Source organism: Roseimicrobium sp. ORNL1 (assembly GCF_011044495.1).
Classification (GTDB): Bacteria; Verrucomicrobiota; Verrucomicrobiia; order Verrucomicrobiales; family Verrucomicrobiaceae; genus Roseimicrobium.
Map to the genome: position 1 here is coordinate 32,514 of NZ_CP049143.1, position 17,709 is coordinate 50,222.

11 protein-coding genes are annotated in these 17,709 nt (G+C 62.1%); 7 read left to right on the plus strand and 4 right to left on the minus strand.

Annotated features, from left to right (window positions below):
* Nucleotides 1-3: 3 nt before the first annotated feature.
* Both mutS and G5S37_RS00120 read right to left on the minus strand, forming a co-directional pair.
* Nucleotides 4-2,778 (minus strand): DNA mismatch repair protein MutS, encoded by a 2,775-nt coding sequence (gene mutS, locus G5S37_RS00115; RefSeq protein ID WP_240914765.1) that lies wholly within the window; start codon nucleotides 2,776-2,778, stop codon nucleotides 4-6.
* Nucleotides 2,779-4,005: 1,227 nt separating this feature from the next.
* Nucleotides 4,006-7,785 carry a DUF2339 domain-containing protein gene (locus G5S37_RS00120; RefSeq protein ID WP_165199532.1) on the minus strand — a complete coding sequence of 1,260 codons (3,780 nt, stop codon included), beginning with the start codon at nucleotides 7,783-7,785 and terminating at the stop codon, nucleotides 4,006-4,008.
* A gap of 570 nt (nucleotides 7,786-8,355) precedes the next feature.
* Between G5S37_RS00120 and G5S37_RS00125 the strand changes: the two genes are divergently transcribed.
* From G5S37_RS00125 to G5S37_RS00155, 7 genes are all read left to right on the plus strand, one after another.
* Nucleotides 8,356-9,237, plus strand: coding sequence for a LysR family transcriptional regulator (locus G5S37_RS00125; protein ID WP_165199534.1), 882 nt, complete (start codon nucleotides 8,356-8,358; stop codon nucleotides 9,235-9,237).
* A 63-nt stretch (nucleotides 9,238-9,300) separates the two neighbouring features.
* Nucleotides 9,301-9,531, plus strand: a complete 231-nt coding sequence (locus G5S37_RS00130) for a hypothetical protein (protein ID WP_165199536.1) — start codon at nucleotides 9,301-9,303, stop codon at nucleotides 9,529-9,531.
* A 75-nt stretch (nucleotides 9,532-9,606) separates the two neighbouring features.
* Nucleotides 9,607-10,983, plus strand: a complete 1,377-nt coding sequence (locus G5S37_RS00135; protein ID WP_165199538.1) for a hypothetical protein — start codon at nucleotides 9,607-9,609, stop codon at nucleotides 10,981-10,983.
* A gap of 44 nt (nucleotides 10,984-11,027) precedes the next feature.
* Nucleotides 11,028-11,411: a hypothetical protein gene (locus G5S37_RS00140; protein ID WP_165199540.1), complete on the plus strand. Its 384-nt coding sequence runs from the start codon at nucleotides 11,028-11,030 to the stop codon at nucleotides 11,409-11,411.
* 468 nt (nucleotides 11,412-11,879) lie between these two features.
* Nucleotides 11,880-12,497, plus strand: coding sequence for a DUF1326 domain-containing protein (locus G5S37_RS00145; RefSeq protein WP_165199542.1), 618 nt, complete (start codon nucleotides 11,880-11,882; stop codon nucleotides 12,495-12,497).
* 29 nt (nucleotides 12,498-12,526) lie between these two features.
* A complete protein-coding gene (locus G5S37_RS00150; protein WP_165199544.1) occupies nucleotides 12,527-13,378 on the plus strand; it encodes a DUF2182 domain-containing protein in 852 nt (283 codons plus the stop codon).
* Nucleotides 13,379-13,447: 69 nt separating this feature from the next.
* The gene (locus tag G5S37_RS00155) at nucleotides 13,448-14,578 is read left to right on the plus strand and encodes a serine hydrolase (protein ID WP_165199546.1); all 1,131 of its coding nucleotides are present in this window, start codon (nucleotides 13,448-13,450) and stop codon (nucleotides 14,576-14,578) included.
* Nucleotides 14,579-14,865: 287 nt separating this feature from the next.
* Here the strand turns inward: G5S37_RS00155 and G5S37_RS00160 are convergent, their stop codons facing one another.
* Both G5S37_RS00160 and G5S37_RS00165 read right to left on the minus strand, forming a co-directional pair.
* Nucleotides 14,866-15,300 (minus strand): response regulator, encoded by a 435-nt coding sequence (locus tag G5S37_RS00160; protein WP_165199548.1) that lies wholly within the window; start codon nucleotides 15,298-15,300, stop codon nucleotides 14,866-14,868.
* Between the two features lie 89 nt (nucleotides 15,301-15,389).
* The gene (locus G5S37_RS00165) at nucleotides 15,390-17,669 is read right to left on the minus strand and encodes an ATP-binding protein (protein ID WP_165199550.1); all 2,280 of its coding nucleotides are present in this window, start codon (nucleotides 17,667-17,669) and stop codon (nucleotides 15,390-15,392) included.
* Nucleotides 17,670-17,709: the final 40 nt, after the last annotated feature.

Genomic DNA, 17,709 nt, shown 5'->3' on the forward strand with positions numbered 1-17,709 from the left:
CAATCACCCAAACAAACTCATCTGTGCCTCGGAGGCCACGGAGGTCTTCTCGATGCGCAGTTTCTTTTTCACCGCGGCACTTCCGTTGGAGTCATCGGGAGCGTCACCAAGCTCATCTTCATTCTCCTCCGCGACTGAGGCACCTGCACCGGCACCCGCAGCATCTGCATTCGCGTTGCCACTTGAGTTCGCACCCGCACCACCCCCCGCCGCCTTCCCCTTCCGCCTTGTCGGCTTCTTCACCACGGGCGTTTCGATTTCCTCAAGAATCGGCAGTGGCTTCACGGCGACTTCATTCGGCGGATGTCCTGCCTCCAATCTCTCCAAAATCTGGCGCGCGCGTTGCAGCACGCTCTCGGGGAGTCCGGCGAGTCTTGCGACCTGGATGCCGTAGCTTTTCTCGGCGCTGCCGGCGATGATTTTGCGCAGGAAGATGATTTGCTGGTTCCACTCCTTCACGGCCACGTTGTAGTTCTTCACGGCGCGACAAGTCGCGGTGAGGGCGGTGAGCTCGTGGTAGTGGGTGGCGAAGAGGGTGCGGGAGCCGAGGTCGTTGTGCAGATGCTCGGCCACGCTCCAGGCGATGCTGAGGCCATCGAACGTGCTGGTGCCGCGGCCTATCTCATCCAGGATGACGAGGCTACGGTCCGTGGCGTTGTTCAGAATCATGGAGGTCTCATTCATCTCCACCATGAAGGTGCTCTGCCCGCGCGAGAGGTCATCGCTGGCGCCGATGCGGGTGAAGATGCGGTCCACGAGGCCGAGCTCCATGGTGGTGGCGGGCACGTAGCTGCCGATTTGCGCCATGAGGGTGAGCAGGGCCACCTGGCGGATGTAGGTGCTCTTCCCCGCCATGTTCGGCCCGGTGATGATGAGCACGCGGTTCTCCACCTCCTCCAGATACGTGTCATTCGGCACGAAGCGGTCCCCGGCGAGGTTCTGGTCCAGCACGGGATGGCGTCCATCGCGAATCACCAGGGTGCGGGACTCATCCAGCAGGGGGCGGGTGTAGTTGAAGAGGCGCGCGGTCTCCGCGAGGGAGCACAGCGCATCCAGCGTGGCGAGGGCCTCGGCGGTCTCCTGGATTTCCGCGAGGCGCTCCATGGCGCGGCTGCGCAGCTTCACAAATTCCTCGTACTCCAGCGCCTTGCCCTTCTCATCCGCGCCGAGGATTTTGTCCTCCATGCGCTTGAGCTCATCGGTGATGAAACGCTCGCCATTCGCAGTAGTCTGCTTGCGCGTGTAGTCCTTGGGCACGGAGTCGAGATTCGACTTCGTGATCTCGATGAAGTACCCGAAGACGGCGTTGTATTTTATCTTGAGTGACTTGATGCCGGTGCGGTCGATCTCGTCATTCTGCAGCTTCGCAATCCAGTCGCGGCCCTGCGTGGAGGCGCTGCGGAATTCATCCAGCAGGGGCAGGTAGCCGTTGCGGAAGATGCCGCCCTCCTTGATGGGCGCGGGTGGTTCCTCGACAATGGCCTGCTCTATCTCCGTGGCCATGGCGGTGAGGTCATGGAGCTGGGCATGCAGCGTGCGCAGCAGCGGCACGACGGGCGCGTAGGCAGGCTTATCATCCGCGTCGCCGTGGATGTCCGGCAGGCTATCCATGCCACCGTCGTCATTGCGACGAGAGCCGCACTCGGACATGAGGAGCTTCAGCGCGGGCACGGCGCTGAGCGCCTGCGCGAGCACGAGGAGGTCACGCGCATTTCCACTGCCCTGGCTGAGACGTCCAGCGGTGCGCTCGAGGTCGCGGATGTCCTTCAGCATGTCGCGCAACTGCCCGAGCAGCATGGGGTCCTGCAACATGACGCCCACGACGTCCTGTCGCGAGACGAGTTGGGCGAGGTCACGCAGCGGGTGCAGTACCCAGCGGCGCAGCTTGCGCGCGCCCATGGGCGTGGCGGTGCGGTTCAGCGAATGAAGCAGCGTGTGCTCCGCGCCGCTGCGGCTGTTCACCAGCTCCAGGTGGGACTGGCTCGCGGTATCCACCCACACGCCATCGAAGAGCGAGGCCACGCGCAGGCGCTTGATGTGGGAGACGTCCTTGCGCAGCTGGAACTGCAGGTACTGCATGATGGCGCCCGCCGCGCCAAGGGCCGCGGTGAGGTGGCCGCAGCCATAGCCATCGAGCGATTGCACCTTGAAGTGTTGCGTGAGGGCATGCAGCGCCTGGTCCTGCAGGAAGAGGTAGCTCTCACAAATCTGCGCGCTCTTCGGCATGCCGAGCGACTCCATGAGCTCGCGCTGGTCATCCGCATACAGCAGCTCGCTGGGGGCGATGCGGGTGAGTTCGTCATTCAGTCCATCCAGCGAATCAAACTCCGCCAGCTCGAACTCGCCCGTGCTATGGTCCACATAAGCGAGGCCGTGCTTCTTGCCCTCGCGGAAGATGGCGGCGAGGTAGTGGGACTTGTTCGCATCCAGGAAGCGTCCATCCGTGACGGTGCCGGCGCTGATGACCTCGGAGAGTTCCCGCGCCACGAGCTTGCCCGGCACGGGCTCGCCCACCTGCTCGCCGATGGCCACGCGTTTCCCCGCGCGGATGAGGCGGGCGATGTAGCTCTGCGCGGCATGGTGCGGCACGCCGCACATGGGGATGCCATTGCGCTTCGTCAGGGACACATTGAGGATGCCCGCGGCGACCTTGGCGTCCTCAAAGAACATCTCATAAAAATCCCCCAGGCGGAAGAGCAGGATCACATCCCCCGGCAGGTCCCGCCGCATGGCGAGGTACTGCTTCATCATGGGGGTGGTGGCGACCGCTTCGGACATCAGTTGTAGTGGGGAGGGGGGAAGAAACCGGCATCATGGGCAGGTTTGCGGGGGGTGGCAAGTCCGGTGAGCGGTAAGCGGTGCGACGGTGAGCAGTAGGACGGTGGTGGGAGTCACGTCTTGGATTTCAACACAGAGACGCGGAGGCACGGAGACACGGAGGATTTTGAGGGGAGGAGGAAGGGGTGAGCTGCGGGAGGTGGTGGGTGCTGGGTGGATTCGGGTTAACCGCAAAGGGGCAGAGGGGCGAAGGACGCAGAGGATTGGAGGGTTTGGGTGGTGGGGTTGTTTGAGGGTGATGGGAGGTAGAGGCGTCAACCGAAGCGGAGGAGGCAGAGACGCGCAGGGAGCGTGGGGAGGTGGGTTTGGGGTGGCCTTGGAGGGAGGGTCGCAAAGCAGCCAAGCAGCGGAGCAGCAAAGGGGGTGAGGGATGGAGGGGCGCGGGGCGTCACCCGAACGGAGCACCTTACCCCAAGGAGCGGCTGCTTTAGCTGCCGTTTGCCTCGCGCTTCAGGCGCGAGAAGCGGGCGACCGAAGTCGCCCCTCCTTAGGGGAGGGCAGCGCGGTATTATTCAGCCGAACACATTCGAACCTGCGCACACAGCGAGGCTTCTTAAAAATAGACGGTGGGGAGCCGCTGCGCCGGCTTCCTAACTAGGGAGGGAGGAGCCGTGCGGAGCATCCGGGTGAAAGCGGCTTGCCGCACGCCAGTTCCACACCTCCTCCGCCCACCCGATTAGGAGGCCGGCGCAGCGGCCCCCTACCAGTCATTGGGCGGGCGAAGTAGTAGACCAGAGGTATGCGGCAGGTATGGCGACACACCTCACACACTCCCAATCCCTTTGCTGCTCCGCTGCTTGGCTGCTTTGCGACCATCCCATCAAGGCCACTTGAAAACCCACCTTCCCACGTTCCCTGCGCGTCTCTGCCCCCTCCGCTTCGGCTGACGCTTCTACCCCCCCCCCCCGCCCGAAATCCATCCCACCGCCCAACCCCTCCCAATCCTCTGCGTCCTTTGCCTCTCTGCCCCTTTGCGGTTAACCCGAATCCACCCAGCACCCACCACCTCCCGCAGCATCCACTTCACCCTCGCCTCTTTGCTGCTTGGCTGCTCCGCTGCTTTGCGTTCTTCTCTCCCCACCGCGCGCCACCTCACCCCACGTGACATGACGCGCATTCATTCCACCGTCCTACTGTCGCACCGCTCACCGTCGTACCGGTTACTGCTCACTGCTCACCGTCCGACCGCGCCGGCTCCTCCTTGTTCATGTTGAGAAACCGTTGATACAAGAACGAAGCGGCCAGCGCTATCAACGCCACGGCGATGAGTGCACCGATGCGGTAGATGCTTTCTATACGCGCGAGGTCGTGGAAGAAGAGCTTCAACAAGGTGATGGCCAGCAGACCAATGCCCGCATAGCGCGTGGGGGCATTCCGCATGGCGAATCCAGCGACCATCAAGCCAAGCGCGAACAAGCCCCAGGCGATGCTGTAGGTCATGTCGCGGGCGAAGTTGCCGCTGAACTCCCACACGATGTAAGGCGCACCGGGCGTGGTGAAGGCATCGGCGATTTCGATGTTCACCAGGAGGAAAAGCAGGATGGTGCCCAGGGCTGCGAAGAGGGCGCGGAGATTGCTGCCCATCATGAGATGACGCGGCGGATTGAGCCACCACGCCGCGAGGAAGAAGGCAGCGGCCGCAAGGCTGTAGGTATAGAGCTGCCAGTTCAGCAGCATGGTCTCACTGCGCACCTGGTAGGTGAGCACCCATTGATTCAGCGCGAGGCGGGCGAAGGCGACCAATAGCAGCGCGGTGCCCGTGGCACGCAGGCCGGGGTGCGGCACGCGGCGGTAGAGCCAGCACAGGGCCGCACCTTCAAACGCCCAACCCAAGGTGATCCACTGCTTCTCAAACTGGATGGGGAAGATGAGCGTGATGAAGAGCAGTGTGAGTCCACCGAACCACGCAAGCTGCGAGAGGCGCGCGGGATTCTCCGCACGATGCAGCTTGATCACGGTGTGGAGGGCGGCTCCCGCAGGCACCGCGAAGGCGAGGGGCAGCAGGCCCATGACCTCATTCGGCCAGGTGCGCTCCACCACCCTGTACACCACCAGGAAGGTGCCCGCCCATGCCACCGCACCCGCCACCCACGGAGCCACGTGCTCCTGCAGCTTCTGGCGGAATAGGTGTGGATACACCATGAAGAGCGCACCAAAGCCGAGATACCACAGCAGCGGCACCACCGGGAACTCCGTGCTGAAGGCGCGACCATGCCACGCAAACTCCAGCAGCAGCACACCAATTGCCGCCGCGAGCGGCAGTACGGTGACCCGCATGTACAGCCCGAAGCCGAGCATGAATACGCAGAGCAGCAACGCCATGCCGAAGACCAGCGAGGGATTCGGCACGTGCAGATGCAGCACCGCCATGACCAGCAGCAGGAAGGGCATGCCCGCGGCGCCGATGGGGAGGAACTTCGCCAGGGAGCGGTCCGTTTCATCCGCATCCTGCGAGCGTAGAATCAGGTTCGTCATCACGCATCCCGCCGCGGAGAAGACGAGCGCGAAGACGCCGAGCACAGAAAGGAAGAGCGGCATGCGGCTGAGATCCGTGGAGGGCATCTTCGCCAGCAGCACACCCACGGTGACCATGGTAAGTATCAGCGAGAGCACGACCGTGACCGGCTTCCGCGAGAGCACGGCAAGCCCAACGATTCCAAGGTTCACGATCAGCAGCACCGGCCACACCATGAAGTGTACCTCTGCCATGTTGATCACCGGAGTCATGATGAGCACCAGCAGCGGCACCGGCACCCAGCCAATCGGCACGCCCAGCGGCTCTGTCTTGTGCTTCTGCCACACAGCGACGAACGCGGTATACAGCGCACCGAAGATGAGGAACACCACGAGCGCGGAGGGCAGCATCTCATTCGTAAGCCGCGTGCTGGTCCAGATGATGAGATGCAGGAAAGAAGCAAGCGCCGCGAGCAGAGGCGCGACACGCACCCGCACATCGATCCACGACACCGCCATCACCAGCACCCCAATGAGCAGGAGGAAGGTGTAAAGCGTGAAGGGACGCGAGGTGACGCTGCCATAGGCAAGGAAGCCAAAGGCGGCGACCAGCGCACTCGCGCAGAAGACCAGGGCCGCTGCGGTCAGGACGTATCCGGGTGCTTCCACGGATGCCTTCTTCCACTGGCGCGACTGCCACCAGAGCACCCCGGTGGAGATGATGGCGAAGCCGAGATAGATGGCGATGGCAGCCCAGGTCTTCGCGCCTTCGTCATAGTCTCCAGCGGAGAAGAACCTGCCGCTCCAAAGCAGTTGCAGACAGACCGTGCAGGCGGCGGCCAGGAGCGTGGTTACTTCCAGGCGGTCATCCCGCCACGCCAGCACCATCACAAGCGCATTCACCGCCAGCGCATAGGTGAAGAGCATCGCCGGGCGGTCCGGATTCATGGGGAATGCTGCAAACGCCATCGCAGCGAGCATGGCACTGGCGCACAGCATGAGCGCTGCGCCCGGGAGGTACAGATTCCCCGGGGCATCACCCTTGCGACGATCACGCGACTGCGATTGAGACTGCCACCATGACACCGCGGTGAAGAGCGCCGCGAAGCCAATAAAGACGCTCACGGGAATCCACAACCGACTACCGAACGCATAGTCACCGCTCTCGTAGAATTTCAGCACCCACGCCATCTGCATGAGTGCGGTGCCAGCCGCTGCGAGCGGCGCGAGATGCATCCAGCCCATGCGCATCGCCACGGCGAGCACGCCGATATCGAGCAGCGCGATATAACTGAAGAGACCAAAGGGATTGTCCTGTCCCGTGGAGCAGAGGATGGGCGTGAGAAAACCCCCGAGCATCCCGAGAATGGCCACCACCTGCGCTTCCATGCGCACCGCCAGGAGGAAGGCCCCAATCGTGATGGCCGACATGATGCCGAAGCTCACCATCGGCGTGAAGGCCGCGAAGTGATAGTATCCGTGCGCGGCATAGGTCACGCCATATAGGGCGACCACACCGGTCGCGCAGAGTGTTTGCCCCAGTACGGTGTAGAGCTTGCGCGAGTTTATCCACCAGCCGCTGCCCACCAGCGCGAGGCCGGTGACGAAGCCAATGCCGACGCGCAGTTCTTCTGAAATCCAGCCCTTCTCCAGAGACAGCTTGATGAAGAAGACAATGCCCAGGAACAAGGCCAGACCGCCCACCCAAGCAAAGAGCTTCACGCCCATGAACTGCTCCAGAGCGCTCGCGCCGGAGGTCGGCGCAGCCTTTGCAGGGACCGGTGTGGAAGCCGGTGGAGAAGTCGATGCTGGTGCCGATGTCGCAGGCGTCTTCGCGGCAACAGCAGCAGTAGCAGCGACAAGCGGCGGGGGTGTCTTGGGAACAAAGGGGGCCGCTGAAGCAGGCGTCGCGGATGCTCCTTTCGGCACTGCATCTGTCGCGGGTGCTGGTGCAGGCACAGGCTCCTTGGTCGATTCCTTCGCCGCAGCAAGGGCCGCCCGCAGAGGAAGCGGCGGCGGCTGGGCTACAGGAGCGGTGGAAACCGGAGTTGCCAACGCAGTTGCGGGTGCAGGAGCAGGCGCGGGTTCGGCAGGTTCTTCTGTTTCCTTTTCCGCGACCACCGGAGGAAGCAAAGTGCCACTGGCAGGTGCAGGCACCGGCACAGGCAGCACGGCAGGAGAAGTTTCCTCCAGCCGCTCACTGACGGTTTCGACCTTGGTCTCCGTACGCGCCACCACGGGCGCTGCGCTTGACGACGCCATGTGCTCAGTCGCGAGTTCTCGTTCGGTCGAAGTCACCCGCCTCTCAAGAAGCATGAACTTGGTCATCATGTCGCCGTGGCGGTCATTGACCAGCTTTTGCAGGGAGGCCAGCCGCTGCTCGGCAGCATCTGCTCGATCACGCGCTCCCCGGGCAATGATGATGGCGGCGATGGGAACGACTACGACCAGGACGAAGATCAGCAGCAGGAGAAAGAGACCTAGAACTTCCATGGGTGATGCGGGAAAGTATTTGCCCGCTGGCGCGGAGAATCGCCGAGCCACCAGAGATGGAAAATTGAAATTTCGGGGACCAGTATTGAGAAACCCGATGGAGGGCACGGGTGAGGTTGATGGTCTATGGTTGATAGTTGATAGCCTGAACCTCTCCTCGGGCGAGGCGCATGACGCCACGTTCGAGTGCAAAAGGACGGCTGCCACACGCATGAACGTCCAGTGATTGATTCGGACGCTGTGACGCGAAGCGTCCCTGGACTGCGCGCAGCCCTGCTGCCGCTTTCCTGAGTCCACAGCCTGCTGTGGCGATGATGACTCTCGCTCGCCAGGGTCACGTGTCCCAGAAGCTTGGCGACTTCGTCGCGGTGGGGTGTGCAGCGGGGCTGCACTTCAGGAAAGCGGCAGCAGGGCTGCGCGCACTCCAGGGTGGCTTCGCCACACAAGTTTCCCCATGGGCAGGATGGGGCAATGCCTCTATCTCACGCCCCAAAGAGTCATTTGATTGACTCAGGCTATCAACTATCAACCATAGACCATCAACCCTCCGTCCCGCAGCTCCCCTCTCCCATGATGAACGTCCACCACCTCGAGCTCTTCTATTATGTAGCCCGGCATGGAGGCGTGAGCGCAGCGGCGCGGCAGATTCCGTACGGCATCCAGCAGCCGGCCATCAGCGCACAGATTCTGCAACTCGAGGATGACCTGGGCGTGACCCTCTTCCGCCGGCGTCCGTTCCAGCTCACGAAGGAAGGGCGCACGCTGTATGATTACATCCTGCCTTTCTTCTCGAAGATGGATGAGGTGGGCCGTCAGCTTCGCGGTGGTGGGGAGGACCGCCTGCGCATCGCCGCCCCGGAAATCGTCCAGCGCGAGTACCTGCCTGAGCTCTGCTCCCGCATGCGGAAGCGGGTCCCCGGCTTTCACTTCACCCTCACCCACGGCCGGCAGGAGGAGTGCGAGGTTTTGCTGCAGGCGCAGGAGGTGGATATCGGCATCGCCCTGCTGACCAAAAAGCCGGAGTCAGGGCTGGAGACACGCGACTTTGCCCGCATGACGCCGGTGCTGCTGGTGAAAGAAGGCAGCGGCATCACCAGTGCGGAGGAGCTGCTGGGAAGGGACCGCATTGACCTCCCGCTCATCACCCTCAGCGCAGAGGAGGGGGTGAGCCGTGCGTTTCAGGCCGGGCTGCGGGAGCGCGGGGTGGACTGGGTGCCCAGCCTGGAGCTGGGCGGGCTGGACCTCGTTGCGCGCTACGTGAGCGAAGGATTCGGCGTTGGCGTGAGCCTGCGCCTGCCGGGTTGTGAGCAGCCCGACGGGGTGCGCGAGCTGCCCCTGGAGGGTTTTCCCCAGTTCACCGTCGTAGCCATGTGGGCGGGGCGGCTCTCCCCGCTCGGGGAGATGTTCGTGGAAGTGGCGGGTGGTCTGGCGGGCGAGCTTTTTGGCACGTAGCATGCGGGAAGCAACTCCGCGCTTGCCGCAGGAAGCGTTTTGAATTTAAACTGAAAATCCGTCATGCGTCTTTTTGCCCGAATACTTTGGATCGCCGCGTTCCTGCTGGCCACCTACTCCTGGATGGTGGCCTTCGAGCATGGCTTCGGGTGGAAGGGTTTCAGCGCAGGATTCCAGACCGAGTGGAAGAACCTGGGCTCCGTCCTGAGCGGCAAGGGACTGGCTGAGGCCCAGCAGAATACCGCCCCGGCACCCACGCCCACAGGAGGCCCAAGCACAGGGGCAAAACCCTGACCGCCCGGCCCCCTTTCGTCCACCGACCTTTTCGTCACACAGTTTCCGCAACCCCATTCATCGTTCCAGACATCCATGATCGAAGCCGAACTCCCCCAGCAGCAGAAAAACCTCTGGCTCAAAGGCCAAAGCGCCGTGCAGCTCAAGAATTTCGACTATGCCATCAATCTTCTGCTGCCGGTCGTAAAAGAGTGTCCCCAGTTCCTGGACGGACGCCGCTTGCTGCGCATGGCAGAGGCCGAGCGCATAAAAGGGCAGAAGAAGGGCCTTTTCGGCGGTGGGCTCAGCCTGGGTGGACTGAAGCTCTCCGGCTCCTCCAAGAAGGAGCCGTGGGACGCCATCTACGAGCTTGAGGAAACGGTCTTCCAGAAAGACCCCTTCAACCCGAGCGCCAACCAGCAGCTCTTTGATCAAGCCATACGGCTGGCGGACAACGACCTGGCCGCATTCGCCCTGGAAACCATCCGTCAGGGACATCCCGGAAACACCCGGAACATGCACGCGCTGGCCCAGCACTACATGGCCTATGACCAGCCGGAGAAGGCGAGCGACATCTACCGCGCCATCGTCAAGGTGGACGGCAACGACATGGACGCCAAAAAGGGCGAAAAGGACGCCGCCGCCAAGACCTCCATGCTGCGCCAGTGGGCGGGTGGTTTCGAAGGTTCCAAGAAGGACAAGGCCCAGGCCAACCGCGACGAATTGCTCAACAAGCAGGGCATGAGCCGCGATCAGATGGAGCAGGTGCTGGCCGAGTACTTCCGCGACTACGAGCAGGACCAGAACAATGTGAACACGGTCAAGCGCATCGCGGACATGTACGACCGCCTGGATGACCAGGAAAGCTCCATCCAGTATTACGACTGGGCGCTCCAGCTTACTCCGGGTGACGTGGCCCTGCAGGCACGCGCGGAACAGGTGCGCGGCAAGCTCGCCGAAAAACAAATTCACGCCATGGAGGCGGAGATCGAGGCCAACCCCGACGCTTCGGACATCGAAGAAAAGCGTGAGAGCATCCGGCAGATCAAGCGTGAGCGTGCCTCCACCTTACTGGCCGATGCGAAGTCCCGGGTGGAGCGCAACCCCACGGACAAGAACTACCGCTTCGATCTGGCCACGGTGCTCTTCTCCGTGGAGCAGTATCGTGAGGCGATTCCCGAGCTCCAGCAGGCAAAGAGCAACCCGCACATCCGCAACAAGGCGCTGCTCATGTTGGGCCGCTGCTTCGCCGCGCTGAACATGAACGACCTTGCCATCAATGCGATGCAGGAAGCGGTGAAGGAAATTCTCGCGTTCAACAACGAGAAGAAGGAGCTGCTGTATGAGCTGGGTCTCGTGTACGAGAAGGTGAACAAGCACGACGACTACCTCAACTGCATGAAGGAAATCTACAACAACGACTACGGCTATCGCGACGTCGCGAAGCGCGTGGAGTCCTCGTACCAGTCGTAGAGTTCCGCAGCACCGCTCTCAAAAGAAGAGAAGAGACGAGAAGTATGAACAGTCCCAGCTCTTTGTTCGAAGTGCTGGAGACGGCTTTCCGCATGCTGGGGGGAAGCCTTCCCATGCTGCTGGCCTATGCCGCAGGGCTCATCATCGTGATCACACGCTGGCGGGTGGCGCCGCGTGTCTCCATGCTGGCACTCTGCGGCGTGCTGCTGGGCCTGTTCCTCGTGCTGGCCATGCCGTTCGTCTATACGTACCTGTCACGTTCGCTCTCCTCGGGCAGCGGCGGTTCCTCGATGAACATCTCGATCGTGTACACGGTCGTTGGCTTTGCCAACTCCTTCGCACACGCCCTTTCCTTCGGCTTTCTACTTCTGGCCATCTACAAAGACCGGCGGAGCCCCATGGCGCCGCCGCCGTCGTCTGGGTATTGAGTTGAGTTTGTGCCAGGAAGGCCACCCGAGCCTTTACGCCGAAGGCGTTGCACATTGTCCAGCCCAAGGTCAGCTTGCGAAGCAAGCGCCACCTTGGGTGCCAAACAAGAAGCGAGTCGAACACCGTAGGTGTTCCACAAAAGGACGTTAAGGCCGGGCAACGTAGCTTGCCGAAATACTGTCTTTGTGGAACACCTACGGCGTTCATAAATTCACACACTGTCCCAGGGTGGCGCTTGCTTCGCAAGCTGACCCTGGGCTAGGCATGTGCAACGCCTTCGGCGTAGGATGGCCAAAACTGTGGCTGCGTTCTGCGCCATCTTGTTATCAAATAAGATGGAGGACACCACACTAGGAGCCCTCGGAACACCCCCACCGTTTTGCCATTGCCTCATGAAGGTAGTGGGTTACAATTCCAGGCAAGCCCGCGCGCACCTCACCGCACCTCAAACGCGAAAGGACACCGCCATGAGTGAACCCAAGGTCAAATGGTCCTGGGAGGCCGACTACCTCCAGGCATGCAACTGTGACTACGGTTGCCCATGTGAATTCTCCGCGCCACCGACGCGCGGTTTCTGTGATGGAACGGGGGCATGGAAAATCATCAGCGGCAGATATGGGGATGTCTCCCTCGACGGTCTCGGCATTGGCTTCGCCGCGCACTGGCCCAAGGCCATTCATGAGGGAGATGGCACGCTCGCCCTTTTCCTGGATGAGCGGGCCACGCCCCAGCAACGCGCCGCCCTCCTCCACATCTGCTCAGGTCAGGCCGGTGGATTGCCCTTTGAGATTCTCGCCACCACCTTCTCCACCGTGCTGGAGCCCATCGACGCGCCGTTTGAGTTTCACATCAATGGACGCGAGAGCTCCGTGCGTGTGGGCGGAGCGCTGAACGTGGCCATGGAACCCATCAAGAATCCTGTCACCAAGGAACCGGAGTCCGTGCGCGTGGAGCACGGCACCGGCTTCATCTTCAAGAGCGCCGAAGCGGTGTCCGGCAAAGAGTGCCGCGTGGACCTTCCCGGACTGAGCTTCTCCTGGCCGGACAAGGCGGCCTTTGTCACCCGGGTGAGTTATGCCAACTGACTGACTGAGTAGACCTCCCTCGCAACGGCATGACTCCACCCACGGGCGCAGCAGCGTCCATCAACAGCAAGGGCAACACCAGCAACCTGGAGACCGCACTCAGGCACGACCGCATCATTGTGCTCACGGCCCTCACCGGCATCGCGGTCGTGGCGTGGTTGTACATGATCTATGAGGCACGCAAGATGGAAGACACCGGGGTGTGCCAGTGCCTGGGCATGGCCATGTCCGGCCCGGATGTGACGCCATGGTCTCTCGCGGAGCTGCTGCCGCTCACCCTCATGTGGGCGGAGATGATGGTGGCCATGATGATTCCCTCCGCCGCTCCCATGATCCTGACCTTTGCCATGGTGAACCGGAAGCGGCATTCACAGGCGCGGCCGTATGTGCCCACCAGCCTCTTCCTCGCCGGTTATCTCATCGTGTGGACCGTCTTCAGCCTCGCAGCCGCCATCGCCCAGTGGGCGCTTCATGGCGCTGCCCTGCTCTCACCCATGATGGAGAGCACCAGTCCCATCCTGGGCGGCGTGCTCCTCATCGCCGCAGGTGTGTTCCAGTGGACTCCGTTCAAGCACGCGTGCCTCATGCACTGCCGCACGCCGTTGCAGTTCCTGCTGAATGGCTGGAGGGAGGGCCATGTGGGCGCTCTGCGCATGGGCATCACCCACGGCACCTATTGCGCTGGCTGTTGCTGGCTGCTCATGGCGCTGCTCTTTGTCATCGGTGTGATGAACATGATCTGGGTGGCCATCATTTCACTCGTCGTGCTGCTGGAAAAGGTCCTGTCGCGCGGCCTGCTGCTGGGCAAAGTCACCGGCGTGCTCTTCGCCGCGTGGGGAGCGTGGATGATTTTCCGCGCCATGTCTCTGGAAACGCGGTGACTTGGGCATTGCAGAAAATGTCCTTCTGCATGAAAGCCCGGTGGCCTCTGACCTGTAGCTCACCCAGCCATGACACGATCCCTGCGCGCCTGCCTCTTTGGATTTCTCTTCTCCACCACCGCTGGTGTCTTTCATCTGCACGCGGCGAATCCCCTGCCCCGCAGCACGCCCGCAGCCCAGGGCGTATCTCCCGCAGAAGTGCTGGCCTTTGTGGAAGCCGCAGACAAGCAGGTGGACACCATGCACAGCTTCATGCTCGTGCGCCACGGGCATGTCATCGCGGAGGGCTGGTGGAAGCCCGAGGCGGCGGACAAGCTTCACGTGATGCACTCGCTGAGCAAGAGCTTCACCTCCACCGCCGTGGGCCTGGCCGTGGCGGAGGGAAAGCTGAGCATCGATGACCCGGTGCTGAAGTTCTTCCCTGAAGACGCGCCCTCGGAGCCCTCGGCCTTCCTGAAGGCCATGCGCGTGCGCGACCTGCTCACGATGTCCACCGGGAATGAGAAGAACGCGACCCTCATCGACAGCGAGCACTGGGTAAAAACCTTCCTCGCTCAACCAGTCCCGTTCAAGCCAGGCACGCACTTTCTCTACAATTCGCCGGCCACTCACATGCTCTCTGCCATCGTGACGAAGGTGACGGGCCAGACGGTGGAGGACTACCTGAAGCCACGCCTCTTCGAGCCACTCGGAATCGAAAGATTCGCGTGGGGCAAGAGCCCGCAAGGCAACACCGAAGGCGGTTGGGGACTGGAGATCACCACGGAGGACATTGCCAAGTTCGGCCAGCTCTACCTGCAGAAGGGACAGTGGAATGGAAAGCAACTGGTGCCCGCCGCGTGGATCGAACAGGCGACCTCCAAGCAGGTGTCCAACGGCAGCGACCCTGAGAAGGATTGGGACCAGGGGTATGGCTTCCAGTTCTGGCGCTGCCGCCACGGCGCCTTTCGTGGAGACGGCGCGCATGGCCAGTTCTGCATCGTGCTGCCCGAGCAGGATGCCGTGATCGCCATCACCGCCAATACAAAAGACATGCAGGCCGAGCTGAACATCGTGTGGGACAAACTGCTGCCCGCCTTCCAAAAGGATGCCCTGCCGGAAGATGCTGCCGCACAAGCGAAGCTGCAGGAGAAGCTAGTCAATCTCACCGTGCCCGAAAACCACGTGCCGGTGACCATCAAGCTGCCGGGACGGAAGTAGTTCGTCGGACTACCCAGAGTGGTTCATGCCACAAAGGTATCCATGGAACACGGACATGGCACAGGCCCAAGGAGAGGGAACGCCTCGTTCCCTTGGGTGAATGGGTTTATAGTGTGTATTCACCGATACATTCTATTGGAACGCAGCGGGTCCTCGACATGCTACATCACCAAGCATGGTGACCGCTGACGGGAACGAGGCGTTCCCGCTCCTTGGGCCTGTCGCAACACGCTGGGTAAGTTCGCTGCGTTAAAGACCTGTTTTCAACTCGTCGGTATAACAATCAGTTACTGCCCCGCCATCTTCCCCTGCTGGATGCTCTGCGTCGCCACTGCCAGGGCCGCGCCGAGCTCCCGCGCGTTGAAGGGCTTGAGCAGATGCTGGCGGAATCCGACGGCTTCGCTCTTCGCACGGTCTGCTTTTGAACCAAACCCGCTGATCACGATGCCATACTCCGGATGCGGATGCCCCTCCTGCTTCAGGCGGTTCATCAATTCCCAGCCGCTTCCATCCGGCAGGCCCACGTCGGAGATCAACACATCACACCCTGCCGGGGGAATGGCAGCGAGCGCCTCCCTCATGGTGCTGGCATGAAACACCTGGTGCCCGAGCCTGCGCAGGTACAGCAGAATCACATTCAGGGTATCGGCATGATCCTCCACCACGAAGATGCGCAACGGCCTGGGTGGCTGCGAGGTGGCAGGGGCAGTAGCTGTGCTCATGCTGCGAGGCGGGGCATCGCGGTTCGCGGATGGCCGCGGACACGCGGAACGCATCTTTAACGATCCCGCCGCAGACTTCCAGCATCATCTTATGAGAGGGTGGGATGCAGGGGAAGCGAGACCCTGAAGGAGGTGCCCTGATCCGCGCCCTCGCTCTCCACCTGGATCGCTCCTCCATGGGCATCCACCGTAGCCTTGGAAATCGCAAGGCCCAGCCCCAGGCCGCCGTAGCGCCGCATGATGTCCGTGCTGGCCTGGGTGAAGGGATCAAAGATGCGCTCCAGCGCTTCCGGCTCCACGCCGATGCCGGAGTCCTCCACTTCCAGGACGATGCTGTCTCCCTCGTTCCGCGTGCGCAACACGATCGCGCCACCCGCCGGGGTGAATTTGCAGGCGTTCTTCAACAGGTTCCAAACCACCTGCTGGAGCCGGGCAAAGTCACCCTGCAATCGGTGGGAGGGAGCGTAGAGCAACACGCCGAGACGATGTTTTCGCGCCTCAATGTCCGGCCGGCAAATCTCCACTGCGTGACGAATGGCATCATGGAGATCCATGGGTTCGCGGTGAATCTCCATCTTGCCCCGCGCGATCCGTGTCACGTCGAGGAGGTCATCCACCAAACGGGATTCCAGCACCACGTTGCGCCGAATCATCTCCATGGAGTCCCGCGTGAAGGCGGAGAGATTCTTTTCCTCCATCACCATTTCCGCCGCCATGAGCACCGGTGTCAGCGGGGTGCGAAGCTCATGACTGAGAACGGCAAGGAAATGGTCCTTCGCGCGACCTGCGGCCTCCGCCTCCGCACGGGCGCGCTCGGCTTCGTCCCGGCTCTGCGCGAGGGCGATTTCATTGCGTCGACGGTCCGTGATGTTCTTGAAGAGAACCGCGATGCGATGCTCCTCGGGCTCTCCCAGCGGGACAATGTTCACATCGTAATAACCCTTGAGTTGCTCGATGTCCATGTCGTACTCGAACCGCACAGGCTCTCGTGTCTTCGCCACCTTCTCATAGATGGGCAGCCACGGAATAGGCGTGTCTGGCAAAATCTCACGCATGGTCTTGCCCACGATGTCCCGGGGCAGGCCGCACTGCCTGTAGAACGCGGGATTCACCTCCAGGTACAAATAGTCCACCGCCTTGCCGTGCTCATCGAAGAGGATCCTCGCAATAAGCAGACCATCATCCATGGTGGTGAGAACCGTGCGGCATTTCTCCTCTGACTCGCGGAGTGCGGCATCTGCCTGCTTGCGCTCCAGCAGGTCTGCAGCCTGTCGTGCGAGCAGGTCCAGGAAACGCAACTGCCGCTCCGAAGGGCGGTGGCGCTCATGCCAGTGCGTGGAAAGCATGCCAATCGGTTTCCCCGAGCGCGCAATGAGTGGCGTGGACTGCGCGGAGCGATAGCCAGCCTCCACATGCCAGCGCAGGTCCCCCTTCGGGTCATCCAGACTGGGATCATCAAAGTCCAGAAAGGTGCGGGCTCCCGTCTGGAGCGCGACCCCACACGAAGTGGAGGATGCCGCATCCACGCGGTGAAAGCGCACGGTCGAATCCGGCGGAAACCCATGGGTAGCCAGCATGACGAGTTGCTTCGTCTGGGGATCATAGACCTGCACCGTGCTCGCATCCGCATCCGCGAGGATGCGGGCGGCGGTATTCACCTCTTCATAGAACGCCTGAATCTCCGTCTCCGAGACAAGTCGCGCTCCGAGATCACGCAGGAGCTGGGTATCGCGCAGGTCTGCCGCCACCGCCTGCTCCGCACGCGCGCGCTCCACCGCCTCCCACGTGCGCTCCGCCACTTGCCGCATGAGCTGGCGCTCCGGCTCACGCCAGGCGCGCGGTTCGCAATGCGTGGCGTAAAGGCAGGCCACCAGGCGGCCCTGTTTGATCAAAGGCAGCGCAGCAGCTGCACGAATCTGGAATTCACGAGTCGCGGCAGTCCCGCCATCCGGGCCGCGTGGATCCGCCGGAATATCCTCCGAAAAAATTTCTCCACCTGCTCTCAAGATAGGACCAAAGCCTTCCCCGAAGTCTGAGACCCGATGACGCCCTTTGAACATGGGCAGGCGCCCGTCGGAGTACTCTCCTCCGATGTTCGCCATGTCTTCGTCTTCCTCCAGCTCCGCGTAACCGACGTTGGAAAGGTGCAGACGCTCCCCCAACGCCCGGGTGGACAGCCCCTTGATCTCGTTCGCTTCGGGAACATTGCGCAACGCGTCGCTCAGTTCGAGCAGGAAGGCCTGCTCGGTCTGGCTCCCATTGCTGGACCCCGGCGTAGCACCCTTTCGAAGCACCATGCTCGACGCGCCGCCTGCGGACTCCACTAGGGCTCCGTTCCCGTTGACCCGGCTGCTGTCTGTTCTCTCCATGGCAAATCCGAATCACTGCGGCGCTCTCAAACTGCAGAAC